Annotated in this window: 12 protein-coding genes and 1 pseudogene; 5 read left to right on the top strand and 8 right to left on the bottom strand. The window is 42.0% G+C overall.

Annotated elements, in window-relative coordinates; translation table 11 throughout:
* Positions 1–343: pseudogene (locus tag O9323_RS15715) on the top strand (IS30 family transposase); the annotation flags it as partial.
* 65 nt (positions 344–408) lie between these two features.
* Here O9323_RS15715 and O9323_RS15710 read toward each other — a convergent pair.
* Entirely contained in the window at positions 409–1,749 is a 1,341-nt protein-coding gene (locus O9323_RS15710) for an ArnT family glycosyltransferase (protein ID WP_024970217.1), read from the bottom strand.
* 87 nt (positions 1,750–1,836) lie between these two features.
* Here O9323_RS15710 and O9323_RS15705 point away from each other — a divergent pair, with 87 nt between their 5' ends.
* From O9323_RS15705 to O9323_RS15695, 3 genes are all read left to right on the top strand, one after another.
* Positions 1,837–2,832, top strand: coding sequence for a formylglycine-generating enzyme family protein (locus O9323_RS15705; RefSeq protein WP_002739566.1), 996 nt, complete (start codon positions 1,837–1,839; stop codon positions 2,830–2,832).
* Between the two features lie 77 nt (positions 2,833–2,909).
* On the top strand, positions 2,910–4,172 hold the full coding sequence (locus O9323_RS15700) for a glycosyltransferase (protein WP_016516255.1): 1,263 nt from the start codon (positions 2,910–2,912) through the stop codon (positions 4,170–4,172).
* An 87-nt stretch (positions 4,173–4,259) separates the two neighbouring features.
* Positions 4,260–4,682, top strand: coding sequence for a M67 family metallopeptidase (locus tag O9323_RS15695; protein WP_002740058.1), 423 nt, complete (start codon positions 4,260–4,262; stop codon positions 4,680–4,682).
* Here O9323_RS15695 and O9323_RS15690 read toward each other — a convergent pair.
* The 3 genes from O9323_RS15690 to O9323_RS15680 all read right to left on the bottom strand — a co-directional run bounded on the left by O9323_RS15690 (position 4,661) and on the right by O9323_RS15680 (position 6,705).
* Entirely contained in the window at positions 4,661–5,224 is a 564-nt protein-coding gene (locus tag O9323_RS15690) for a DUF4334 domain-containing protein (protein WP_002740111.1), read from the bottom strand. The two genes, O9323_RS15695 and O9323_RS15690, sit on opposite strands and share 22 nt — an antisense overlap.
* 120 nt (positions 5,225–5,344) lie before the next feature.
* Positions 5,345–5,746, bottom strand: coding sequence for a phage integrase SAM-like domain-containing protein (locus O9323_RS15685; protein ID WP_002740193.1), 402 nt, complete (start codon positions 5,744–5,746; stop codon positions 5,345–5,347).
* Positions 5,747–5,886: 140 nt separating this feature from the next.
* A complete protein-coding gene (locus O9323_RS15680; protein ID WP_353851595.1) occupies positions 5,887–6,705 on the bottom strand; it encodes a hypothetical protein in 819 nt (272 codons plus the stop codon).
* Positions 6,706–6,950: 245 nt separating this feature from the next.
* Between O9323_RS15680 and O9323_RS15675 the strand changes: the two genes are divergently transcribed.
* Entirely contained in the window at positions 6,951–8,114 is a 1,164-nt protein-coding gene (locus tag O9323_RS15675; protein ID WP_024970220.1) for a cysteine desulfurase family protein, read from the top strand.
* A 62-nt stretch (positions 8,115–8,176) separates the two neighbouring features.
* On the opposite strand, the gene O9323_RS15670 is transcribed toward O9323_RS15675, so the two are convergent.
* From O9323_RS15670 to O9323_RS15655, 4 genes are all read right to left on the bottom strand, one after another.
* Positions 8,177–9,649, bottom strand: coding sequence for an NADH-quinone oxidoreductase subunit M (locus O9323_RS15670; RefSeq protein ID WP_024970221.1), 1,473 nt, complete (start codon positions 9,647–9,649; stop codon positions 8,177–8,179).
* Positions 9,650–9,893: 244 nt separating this feature from the next.
* Positions 9,894–11,237, bottom strand: a complete 1,344-nt coding sequence (locus O9323_RS15665) for a 2-succinylbenzoate--CoA ligase (protein ID WP_149107525.1) — start codon at positions 11,235–11,237, stop codon at positions 9,894–9,896.
* Positions 11,213–12,178 carry an o-succinylbenzoate synthase gene (locus O9323_RS15660; RefSeq protein ID WP_002754563.1) on the bottom strand — a complete coding sequence of 322 codons (966 nt, stop codon included), beginning with the start codon at positions 12,176–12,178 and terminating at the stop codon, positions 11,213–11,215. Before O9323_RS15660 ends, O9323_RS15665 begins: the two co-directional genes overlap by 25 nt.
* Before the next feature lie 190 nt (positions 12,179–12,368).
* Positions 12,369–12,558, bottom strand: a 190-nt coding sequence (locus O9323_RS15655; protein WP_288125398.1) for a bluetail domain-containing putative surface protein, incomplete at its 5' end; no start/stop codon positions are given.

Here is a 12,558-nt window from a genome sequence, read left to right as displayed (position 1 = left end):
TCACAGAAAAACTTTTCCAAGAGATTCACCCTGACAAAAAAAAACCTTTACTTGTGACAAGGTTAAAGAATTTTGTGGACATCAAGAGTTGAGTCAGAAACTAGGAGCAGATTTTTATTTTGCTACTCCTTATCATTCGTGGGAGAGGGGATTAAACGAGCATACCAAGGGACTGTTAAGACAATTTTTCCCCAAGAGGACAAATTTGAAAATTGTTAAGCCAGAGGAGGTGGAAAGAGCCGTAAACTTGATTAACAATCGTCCTCGAAAATGTCTTGACTATCAGACCCCCAATGAGGTATTCTATAAAGGTAGATCAGACAGTGATGCAATTCAGACTTGAATCAGCCGTTTACTCTCGATTCCCAGGCCAATTTATCCCTTTTCGGGTTCCCTTCTTGCTAAGTTTTAACCAGAAAACTTATAGGTTAATACCACATTGATATTAGCTGCCAGCAGGGCCAAGAAGAGCAGAAAAGTAAAGCGATCAATCCAGAATTTTTTAAAGAGACCAAAGATATCCTTGAGATAGAATACTCCCAGAATTGCTGCCGTACCGATCATAAAATAATAGCGACCGTAGGGAGAAGCTAAGATCCAGGCTGTCAAATTGAGATGAATCGACCAAACTCCCAGAAAGATAAAAATAATTGAGGCAGTTAATCCGTCCGTTTCTTGGCGAAAATCATCAAGAAAGATGCCTAGAATAATAAACATAAACGGATAAAAAGGAATCATATACCAAGTAAAGAAGTGACTTTGCGCTCCCGTGGCAACTAAAATTAAGGTGTAGAGGATTACTGGTAAAGCGAGTAATCTAACTTGAGGACTAGCGGGATTCTTTCGGAGAAAGGGTAAGAGGGTTAACCAGCTAAAAATTAGCCAACCATCCTCGAAAAATACCGTGGGAGTGGTTAGATATTTGACAAAGTTAAAGTCCTCGAAGCGCAGGGATTGCTCTTGAAATATCTTCCGAAAGAAATCGTAGTCATAGATAGCACCGTAGAGAAAATAGAGAGAGAAAAAGAAAGCACCGATCGCAGTCACATAAATGGCCTCTCGTCCTTGTTTTTCGTAAATCAAGAGGACAATTAATAATACTACTAAATAAATAGCAGTTACTTTGACTAAACAGGCTAAACCAGCTAAACAAGCGGCGATGTAGAGATATTTTTTCTGCTTAGTTTGATAGTATTGCCAATAAAGTAAGACAACCAATAAGCACAAAACAATCATTAAATTTTCACTAATAGCTAACCGAGAGAGGAAAACTGTATTGGGATTGGTAGCATAAATTAAACTAGCGATTATAGCGATCGATAGATTACTCAACTTGAGAGCCAGTAAATAGACCAAAACTATCGCAGCAATACCTAAGAATAAAGAAGGAACTCTAATAATAGTTAAACTGCAATCAAAAAAAGTCTTTGCTCCTCCTAAAAGAGCAAATAAACCCACCAATAAACCAAATAAAGGAGGATGATCAAACCAGGGAGTCACCAAACGATAACGGATATTTTTCGCTTCCCAAACCACCGTAGGAAAATTATCCGTGGGACTCAACCATGACCAACTGGTGGGGATACCCGTTTGTAATAAACTCATACCACTCCAAGCAAAAGCATATTCGTCAGCAGTCCAATTATCTGGAGGCAAAGAATCATAATTATAGATTCGCAAAAAAGCACCTAAGCAGGTGATAATTGCTGCAATCAACCAATGTTTATGGACAGTCAAAAAGCTGGGCATCGATTATTAAGGATAGGTGGCAGTGACTAAATAAGAGTCAGAATTTCATGGTATAATGGATGGGGTGATAATGACAGAAAAATCGGGATGATTAAAGTAAACAGACGTAAATTTGGCCAGTGGATCAGTCTGATCGGTGCAGGAGTCGGACTGGCAGCGATTCTAGATAGAAAAAATATTTTTTCCCCCTCCACCGCTACAGCAATCATCCCCCCGCAACCCCCCCAAAATTCCTCTTTTCCCCCCCGACAAAGCTTTTCCTTTGAAACCGTTACTCTCGATCCTAGCGGTTTCGTGATCGAGCGCAATTCCCGCAGTGCCGAATACTACAGCGAAACCCTTGCGGGATTAGAGATGATTGCTATCCCTGCTGGCACTTTTATCATGGGGACACCGGACGGAGAAAAAGGAGACTTTACCGGTAGTGATAAACCCCAGCGCTTAGTCAAGGTGAACAGTTTCTACCTGAGTAAATACCCGATAACCCAAAAACAATGGCAAATTGTCGCTAATCTGCCCAAAATTAACCGCGATTTAAACCCCAATCCCTCCCACTTCCAAGGGGATAACTTACCCGTCGATAGCATCTCTTGGTATGATGCGATCGAGTTTTGCGATCGACTTTCCAGGGCCACCGGCAGAAACTATCGACTCCCAAGCGAGGCACAATGGGAATATGCTTGTCGTGCCGGCACTACCACACCCTTCTACTTTGGTGCCACCCTTACCAGTGAATTCGCTAACTACTATGCCATTAAATTTCCCTATGCAGTGGAAAGAGAGAGCGAATTTCGAGCTAAAACCACCCCTGTAGGCAGTTTTCCCCCAAATGCCTTCGGATTATACGATTTACATGGCAGTTTATACGAATGGTGTGCCGATCCTTGGCATCGCAACTATAAAAATGCTCCCAGCGATGACCAAGTATGGCCGGCCGATCCTAATAGCACCGGCAATCGTTATCGCATCCTGCGTGGAGGTGGTTGGGGGACAGAATTGAGGGAATGTCGCTCCGCTAGTCGGGGCCAATTTGGTCCGGATAATCGCTATAGTGTATTAGGATTCCGCATCGCCAGTAGTTAGCTCAAAATTCTGGTTTCAACAACTTTGCCGGTAAATTGTGCGTCTCTAAACCTGTTTTAGTCTGTGAGTGTAAGCGAGTGACCAACTCTCCACCCTATCCCTTTTTAACCACCCCCGTCGGCTCTTTGCAAATTCCTTTTTTAGAGCAAATTGAAGAAATTACCAGCAATAATAGTTATATTCTCAGAGATTCGCCGCAATTACTCAAATTATCTCTAGTTATTCCCACCTATAACGAGCGAGATAACGTTATTCCCCTAGTCGAGAATCTCAGTCAATTACTCGATCGAAAAATTCCCGATCAGTATGAACTAATTATCGTCGATGATGACAGTCCCGATCGCACTTGGGAATTAGCCAGCAAATTAACCCCGGATTACCCGCAACTGCGGGTGATGCGTCGTCAGGGAGAAAAAGGATTAGCGTCGGCAGTGGTGCGGGGTTGGCAAGGGTCAAGGGGTGAGATACTAGGAGTAATCGATGGAGATCTGCAACATCCCCCCGAAATTCTCTATAATCTCCTCGAAACTATCGAAAAAGGAGCCGATTTAGCTCTTGCTAGTCGTCACGTCGAAGGAGGAGGAGTGAGCGAGTGGAGTCTGCTGCGACGATTTCTCTCTCGCGGCGCTCAAATCCTCGGTTTAATTCTACTGCCAGAGGTGGTCGGTCGCGTCTCCGATCCCATGAGCGGTTACTTTATGGTCCGCCGTCAAGCGATCGCCGGTCCGATTCTCAATCCCACCGGTTACAAAATTTTACTAGAAGTCATCGGCAAAGGTCGCATCAAAACCATCGGAGAAGTGGGTTATGTCTTCCAAGAGCGGCTAGAGGGGGAAAGTAAGGTAACTTGGAAACAATGGCTAGAATATATCTTCCATCTGCTGCGTTTGCGCTCTCAAAGGCCATTAAGGTTTTTAGATGCAATTGTCAATCTACCTTTAGATAGATTTATTCGCTTCGGTTTAGTGGGATTAACCGGGGTTTTTGTCGATATGGCCTTTCTCTATCTTCTCAGTGATCCCGCCGCTTTGGGTTGGGGATTAACCCGCAGTAAAATCATCGCCGCTGAATTAGCAATTATTAATAATTTTATCTGGAATGATCGCTGGACTTTTGGCGATTTATCCGCTCGTCAACGGGGTTGGAATAAACGCTGGAAAAGATTTTTCAAGTTCAATTTGATCTGTTTAGCCGGTTTAATTTTAAACGTCTTGCTGCTCAACCTTCTCTTTAATGGTTTAGGAATCAATCGCTATCTAGCTAACTTCATCGCCATCGCTATCGTCACGGTTTGGAACTTTTGGGTTAATCTTAAACTCAGTTGGCGGGTGACAAAATAGCCAGCTAGAAGCAAAAAAATGGTGGGCCAAAATTGAGATGCGCTTACCCTGTTGTCCATAGCATTTGCGACTTGTTTACTCCATCCTATGATCCTGATTACAGAAAAAATTTACCAGTCTATTTTCACCCACGCAGAATCCACCTATCCCGAAGAATGTTGTGGGTTACTCCTAGGAAAAATTACCGAGACAGCAGCCGAAGTTATCAGCATACAGGCAACAGAAAATAACTGGTCAGGCAATAGAAAAAACCGCTTTAGTATTGCCCCAGAAGTGCTTTTACAAGCTCAAAAATCGGCCCGGGAAAACCAGCTAGAAATTATCGGTATCTATCATTCCCATCCCGATCATGCCGCCATTCCCTCGGAAATTGATCGCCAATTAGCCTGGTCAGGATATACTTATTTAATTGTCTCCGTAGTTTCAGGGCGAGCGATCGATTTACAAGCTTGGCAACTGGACGAGCGCGAACAATTTCAAATTCAACCTCAAGAATTAAAATGTTTTTGACATCGCTTGAGAACAAAAAAGAAAGGCTGGGGAAAGTTTTTAAAATCCATAATTCCCAGCACCGTATTATCATCTACTTTCCGAAAAGAGTCATTAATCGGCAAATAATCATAAATCATCGTGGCGCTGACTTTGTCCCGATATTCCATCATTCGCAGTCTAGCCTGACTTGTCTCTGTTTTTAGCAAGGAGTTGGTCAGCATCAGCAAAGGTTTCAGAGAATTATTTTTCAGTATCGGCAGCTTCAAAATCCAGTTCATGGCCGTGGGATTAGGTGCCACCTTAAAAATTTTTCCCTGACCATCTAAAAATAACAGGGGGTGGACATTCTCAGTATCGACAAATTCTTTACCATACCAATTAGATGCTTCTAATAAACCATCCATGGGGTGATTTGTCTGAAGTCCAGAACCTTGCCAAAGACCGAGCATAAAGTCTAAACTCACGGGTTCGAGAGCGTCAAACAATTCTAACGCTCTTTCGGTGGTCGTTTGACCAGCTTTAAGAATCGACTGGCAGCTTTCTAATTTTAATGTTTCCATTGTCTCGCTCTTATTGTGTCCTGACAATGATATTATAGCTGCCCAGCCAGAGGGTGGGGGATTGCCCCTCGGCTAAAATCACCAAACATCCCACATATCTTCACTCAATGGGTCATCGTATCACTCTAGGGTTTCCAGCCATTCACTCATTTCTTCCTTGATGGTTTCTTTAAGTTCTCGCAAATCATCTTTATCTATTAGGCCTTTTTCCAGTAAGAAAGTGTAGAACTTTTTCAGACTACCTGCGTTAGCCTTGAGGCTTGATTGACTGGCCCACAGGGCCTTTTTGATAAACCAATAACCCAAAAAGTCACCGACCATATCTACCCCGTCTTTAGCTTCTACTGCATCCTCATAGAGTAAATATTCGTTGATATAAAAATCTATATTTGAAATATGATTATTAATGGTTTTTTCCGACAAACCTGATGATTCTAGCCAACTCTCGAAATCCTTTAGTAATTCATGATTGACTTTTCTTATCTTTTGACAGTCAGCCTCATATTTCTGGGAATCATCCATCTCAAATTTCTCTCCTCTAAATCGCTGCTCGATGGTCAATAGGGTAATTAATCAAGTCTTTTTTTCCAAGCGTCTAAAGCCGCCATTTTCTCCTCAGGGTCAAGGTCGGCCAACCGCCGGAATCGCCTTTCTCTTTTCTGCTAAATAGCTTCAACGATGTTAGACTGAATTTGCTCAATGATGGCGGCCACATCTTCTTCTGTATCTCGAGGTTGGGTTAATTCCACATCCGTTGAGGAGAGGTACATTTGGGCCCAGTCTAGGTTTTCCAGTTCACACTGGTCAATCACCGAAATGGGGATGTTTTTCAGGGTGATGCTATCCCATTCAATGCCGATGAGATTGCTCTGCCGCTCAATTATCACAATTCTTCCTTGCCAACCACCGATGTCAGTCCCCAAATCTGGGTCAAGTACACCCTGTTTGACGATGACCGAGTCGCCGACTTTGAAGGCAAACTCTGACTCGGAAAATTCGGGCGACAAGCTGGAGGCAACCGAGAGATGATACTCGCTTCCTAGCTCTTTTAACTCAAAATCCACAATCATCCGCTTGTTTTCCGAGAAATAACGGTTTTTCCTAGCGATTAGCTCCTCGATTAGCCCTTGAATATCCGCCTTGAGCCTTTTATCTCCGTTAAGAAGGTCTTTGTTAAAAACTCGGTCTATCATCCCTTGCCGCTTTGATTCGGGGGACAACGCCAGATTCCAAGCGATTGTCCCTAGGGTCAGCAATCTTCGCATAGATACCTTCGTTTCATTGGATTCCCGGTAAGGCTCGATAAAATCCTCCAGAACTTCCGACATTTTGACTTCCCCAGAAGGAGAGACGACAATTTCCTTGAAAGGCAAGGACTTTTCTCTTAATTTTTTCTCAAAGCTTTTCAAGGGTTTTTCGGATCCTTGGGACATTTTCTGCAGCCTGAGCAGTTCACTAAATGCCTTCGATTTTTTAGCCATGATTGAGCCAGAAAATATGTGTTATTAATCCTGTTGGGTTGCTGAACAACATTGGAATAGGGAAATTGTAACTGCTCTCAGGGAGCGATTGCGCTCTCATTATTAAATCTTAAAGTTCTGGTCTGAGTCGTCAGATGTTGACTGCTATCCGATACCTTTTTGTTAACATAGATTAGCAATGCACTTTCAGAGATTCTCTTAAAACAGAGGATATCTCCTTCCCAAATCCCCCGCAAGGGAAAAATATGTCTCAAAAGCCGATTTATCTAGATTGCCACGCCACGACACCGATGGAGCCGCAAGTTCTGGCGGCGATGTTACCCTATTTTACCGAACACTTTGGTAATGCCAGTAGTATTAATCATGTCTATGGTTGGACAGCCGAGGCTGCGGTTAAACAGGCAAGAGAAACAATCGCCGCTGCTATTAATAGTAGTCCCGAAGAAATTATTTTTACCAGTGGAGCAACGGAGGCCAATAACCTGGCCATCAAAGGGGTTGCCGAAGCTTATTTCGCCAAGGGAAGGCATATAGTTACGGTGATGACAGAACATCGCGCCGTTTTAGATCCCTGTCATTATCTGGAAAAATTAGGTTTTGAGGTGACAATTTTACCCGTCGGTGCTGATGGCCTAATTGACTTGGAACTACTAGAAAAATCTTTGCGTCCTGACACGATTTTGCTGTCAATTATGGCGGCTAATAACGAGATTGGGGTGATTCAACCTTTAGCGGCAATTGGGGCGATTTGTCGCCAGTATCAGGTACTTTTTCATACGGACGCGGCCCAAGCAATCGGCAAAATTCCCCTAGATGTGGAGGAAATGAATATAGATCTAATGTCCTTAACTGCCCACAAAGTCCACGGACCAAAGGGAATCGGTGCGCTGTACGTCCGGCGCCGAAACCCCCGAGTCCGTCTTGCCGCTCAAATTCAAGGGGGAGGTCAGGAAAAAGGACTGCGATCGGGTACACTGTTTACACCACAAATTGTCGGTTTTGCCAAGGCGGTAGAATTGGGCATCAAAGCGATCGAAGAAGATAACAGCTACTTAAATCAGTTAAAAGCCCGTTTATGGGAGATTATCAGTCAATTAGACAGAATTTATCTCAATGGTCATCCTAGCCAAAGATTAGCCGGAAATTTAAATATTAGTATTGAAGGGGTGGACGGTGCGGCGTTATTGTTAGGATTACAGCCAATAGTGGCTCTTTCCTCCGGTTCTGCCTGTTCTTCTAGCCATACCGCCCCCTCCCACGTTTTAACTGCCTTGGGTCGCCCCGAATCTCTCGCTTATGCCTCCCTGCGCTTCGGGTTGAGTCGTTTTAATACTTTAGAAGAAATTGAACTGGTGGGGGAACAGGTGGTTTTAACGGTTAATTCCCTCCGCAAAGCCAAAAATTTTTGACGTTTCGGCTCCTATCCACAAGTTAGTTTCGGTCTAGGTTTAAAAAATTCCGGAAAAGCTTTCTATGATTGCCTTTGACTGATTGCCGTCCCAGTTAATAACATTGATGCTTGGTTTTCAGTCCAGTGAATCATCCAACTCGGTTGTAATCCCAAAACAATAATAAATAAAGCCAAAGCAATTTCGGGAAATCTTTCGGGCCAGGTACTGCGAGGAATGCGCGATAATTCAGGGGTTAAACGACCAAAGAAAACCCGATTAATCATCAGGAGAAAATATACTGCGGTTAAACCACTAGCGACCAAACATAAGAGCGTTTGTATCGGAAAAATCGGGAAACTGCCACGAAAGACCAAAAATTCGGCGATAAATCCCACCATTCCGGGGATGCCGGCGCTGGCCATGGCCGCTAAAATCATTAACATTCCCGTGATTGGTAAACCTCTTTCTGGATTTAATAAACCGCGTAGATAATCCACATCCCGACTGCCAGTTTTTTTATACACTACTCCCACCAACAAAAATAATAAAGCGGAAATTAAACCGTGACTAATCATCTGCAAAATCGCTGCGGTGATGCTTAATCTGGTGGTGGCCGCCGCCGCTAGTAAAATATAGGCCATGTGGGAAATAGAAGAATAGGCCACTACTTTTTTCATATCCTTTTGGGCAATAGCGCAACTGGCCCCGTAGAGGGCGCTGATAGCTGCTATCGTTGCTAACCAAGGGGCGAGAGTCACCCAAGCATCGAGAAATAAACCGACTCCAAAGCGCAGCAGTCCATAGGTTCCTAATTTGAGTAATATTCCCGCTAAAAGCACAGAAACGGGGGTAGATGCTTCGACGTGAGCATCCGGTAGCCAAGTATGAAAGGGAAAAATCGGAATTTTGATGGCTAATCCGATGAGAAGGGGGATGAGGAGCAGTAATTGGGTTTTAACGTCTAAATTATTCGATAAAAGGGGGTTATAAGCGAAATTATCAGCACCAGTTAGCCAAACTAAGCCAAGGAAAGAGATTAGCACTAAAAAGCCTGAAATTGCCGTGTATAATAAAAATTTCATGCCCGCGTAACCGCGTCTTTGACCCCCCCAAATGGCAATGAGAAAGTAAAGCGGGACGATTTCTAATTCGTAAAATAGGAAGAATAGCAGTAAATCCTGCGCTAGAAAGGCCCCCGCTACTCCGGCATTGAGTAACAAGAGCAGAGAATAGTAAAATTTCGGTCGGTTAACCTCTGTACCACTAGCATAAAGAGCAATTATTGTCAAGATGCTGTTAAGAAAAAGTAATGAAAATGACAATCCATCGACACCGAGGGCATAATTGAAACCGAGGAAATTAATCCAAGGCAGGTTAACCGTGAACTGCATTTGCGGGTTACTAGGGTCAAATTGCCAGCCAAGGAGAATATTAAGCAGTAAGAGAACGACAGCAAGAGTTAGAGCTAATCCTCGCACTTTTTTCGCCTCTAGAGGCGTGTAGGCAATCAGTATCGCCCCTATAATCGGTAGCCAAATAAAAGCGTTGAGCATTCTTTACTTTAATGGGGATGATAAACCTTCCCATTATTGCCTAAGCGGTCAATCTTTAGCAAGATAGCTATCAACTTTTAACATTCATTAATAAAATGAGCCAGAGATTGCCATTACCAGCAATTCCTCGGCAAAAAATGGCGATTTTGTCGCCATATACCTAGTAAATCCCTTGGCTTTTGGCTGGGAAAATGACGCTAATTTAGGAAACCCTCATAACTCACCATTAAGATAACTGCTATAATTATCCTCTGGGGTTTGACTCGGTGTCAAAACAAGTTTCAGCTAATTTAATTAAATTGGTTCGATTAATCTTCCCCTGGGGACTTTTTGGTATCTCTGGTAATTTTATCCAATGTTTCGGCAGTTTATAATTGACTAATTTATCCTTAATCTGGGATTGAATAATTGTCTGGCATATCTGAGAATTAACGGGGACATAAAAAGCGACAATTATCTGTCCCCATCGAGAATCTGGCAACCCTAAAACCACCACATCTTTAACTAAATTAGTGTGTCTAATGGCAGTTTCTACCTCAAGAGGATAAACATTTTCTCCTCCAGTAATTATTTTTTGACTATCGCGACCAATGATATATAAATAACCACTTTCATCAAAGTAACCTAAATCATCCGTCTCGAAGTAGCTTGCTTGATTAAGATGGGGATAATAGCCTAAAAATAAAGATTTCGCTTCAATAATAATTTTCTGGTTATCGGGATTAATTTTTATCTGAGCATGGGGTAATAGCTGTCCACTACTATTATTTCCTCGTCGAAAATCTTCCGGTTTAAGAGTGACAATTTGTGAGGCAGTTTCCGTCATTCCATAGGTGGGAGACAGAGAAATATTATATTCTCTAGCTTTTTCTAGTAAAGATGGCCATGCAGGGGAACCTCCTAGTAAAACTGTTTTAAAATTGGCTAACCAACGAGGATCATTTTCTAGAAAGAATTGTAATTGAGTGGGTACTAAAGAGATAAAATAATCTTGAAGATTGAGATTATTTATGCGCTTTTGTTTGATTTTCTGGTAAGGAATAACAGCAAAATCTCCCCCTGTTAAAAAACTTCTGAGAAACTGCATTAAACCACTAACATGATATAAAGGCAGTAGGCAAAAAGAGTTAACCTGCTCGACTTGAAAATATTCAGAGAAACCTTTGACAGAAGCAGTTAAAGTTAACCAGTTATGGATAGCAAAGCGAATTTTTCCCGAGGTTCCCCCTGTGGGTATCATCAGAGAATTAGTCAAAGGATTGACAGGAGGAGAATTATAGTTAAAAACCTTGATATTTTCGCCAAAAATATAATCGGGTTGCACCAGAGAGAAAACCTGTTCCCATTCGTTAGTTTTCCAGTCGGGATTAGCTAAAAATAGGCAACTTTTTGACCTGACGGCAGCCAAGAATATCGCTAGAAATTTAAGGGGATTGCCTTCAGCAAGCAGTATAGTTAATCGAGGATTATCTGCGGCGATAAATTTCTGAGAATAGGACTGATATAATTGATAAAATTTCTGGCTATTGTATCCATATAACCAATCTTTTTGACTGAGATATGCTAATTGTTTGCTGATGTCGTCCACAGTTTTTCTAACCAATCGGGGTCACTATTATTAAACCATTGTTGCACACCAAAACCTAAAGCTCGCTCCTTTTTGGGGTATTCTTGTGCTAGACGTAAAGCGGATTTTCTGCCGATATTAGTTTCTAAAACCGAGGAAAATACTAAATCTAAGGGATATTTTTCCCAGAGATGTCTTAACCCTTGTATTGAACCATTAATAGCAGGTTTAATCACAAAAATTCCTCGCCATCCCCGTTGATAACATTCCTCTATTTGTCGAAGATTGGCCACCGATTCATCTAAAGCAATTCCCGTGGTAAAATCTTGACTTAATTGCAACATTTCCTCTAATTGAGACGGGGGTAAAGGTTGTTCGATAAATTCAATTATTTGACATTCATCGGCAATTTTTAACCAGATTTTACTCTCAGCAATACTTAATCCCCCATTGGCATCTAAACGCAATTTAATTCCCCTGGGTAATCGGTCAATTAATTTTTCAAATAAGTTTAACTCTTGCTTGAGAGAATTGACCGCAATTTTCCATTTATAAGTATTAGTTTGATTAGTGGCTAAAATATCATCTAGACTGGTAAATACTGCCGCACCAGTGGGTAATAAATAACTATAGTTTTTCGGTTCTAATTCTCTTAATTGATTCTCTATACTTAAATCTTCTAAAGCTGATTCAAAGGCAAATTGACAAGCAGGAAATTGTTCAGGAATAGAAAAAATTGAATTTATTGATAGGGGATTTTCGAGACTTTGACAGAATAATATTGCGGCCGATAATGTTTCTGAACCAAATTCAGGTAAAGGAGCAATTTCTCCCCATCCTATACGTCCATCTTCCGCTTCTAAGCGAATAATAATTCCTTCCCTAATTTCCCAGAGTCCGTGATGGGTTTGTAGGGGATGCAGCAAAGGACGCTGATAAACACGAAATTGCCAGAAATACATGATTAACTATAAGTAGTAGTGAAAAGCTTAACATGAGCAGGCGTTGGGTTTCATGCTTCAAACCAACCTACGTTCTTTATAGAGTTTGTCAGCGAAACGTTTTTTTGTTTTAAAGTCCAGAAAACGGGTTTCTAAATAGTTTCTTGAAGAAACCCGTTTTCTAGGTGACTTAGAAGGAGAGCTTAGACACTTAAACAAAGAAATTACCCACTGGAATGCTCCCTAAAGCTGGCAAAGCACCAGTAAATCCGGTGATATTTATTAATAAATCATTGCTGGATTGGAAGCCAGCCGTGCTATCATTAATAACGAGGTAAGTTCCAGCTATTGCACCGGTTGTTACCTGCACTAAGGCGGCACTATTAACCCCTAATCCTTGA

The sequence above is a fragment of the Microcystis sp. LE19-131.1A genome (genome assembly GCF_027532015.1).
GTDB classification, from domain to species: domain Bacteria; phylum Cyanobacteriota; class Cyanobacteriia; order Cyanobacteriales; family Microcystaceae; genus Microcystis; species Microcystis ichthyoblabe_A.
The sequence above is the reverse complement of the archived record's forward strand: the minus strand, read 5'-3'. Positions and strand labels throughout refer to the sequence as shown.

Bases quoted from the DNA above. Each gene is read 5' to 3' on its own strand.
- O9323_RS15710 (WP_024970217.1), bottom strand. From the start codon at position 1,749: ATGCCCAGCTTTTTGACTGTCCATAAACATTGGTTGATTGCAGCAATT.
- O9323_RS15705 (WP_002739566.1), top strand. From the start codon at position 1,837: ATGATTAAAGTAAACAGACGTAAATTTGGCCAGTGGATCAGTCTGATC.
- O9323_RS15695 (WP_002740058.1), top strand. From the start codon at position 4,260: ATGATCCTGATTACAGAAAAAATTTACCAGTCTATTTTCACCCACGCA.
- O9323_RS15690 (WP_002740111.1), bottom strand. From the start codon at position 5,224: ATGGAAACATTAAAATTAGAAAGCTGCCAGTCGATTCTTAAAGCTGGT.
- O9323_RS15685 (WP_002740193.1), bottom strand. From the start codon at position 5,746: ATGGATGATTCCCAGAAATATGAGGCTGACTGTCAAAAGATAAGAAAA.
- O9323_RS15680 (WP_353851595.1), bottom strand. From the start codon at position 6,705: ATGGCTAAAAAATCGAAGGCATTTAGTGAACTGCTCAGGCTGCAGAAA.
- O9323_RS15675 (WP_024970220.1), top strand. From the start codon at position 6,951: ATGTCTCAAAAGCCGATTTATCTAGATTGCCACGCCACGACACCGATG.
- O9323_RS15670 (WP_024970221.1), bottom strand. From the start codon at position 9,649: ATGCTCAACGCTTTTATTTGGCTACCGATTATAGGGGCGATACTGATT.
- O9323_RS15660 (WP_002754563.1), bottom strand. From the start codon at position 12,178: ATGTATTTCTGGCAATTTCGTGTTTATCAGCGTCCTTTGCTGCATCCC.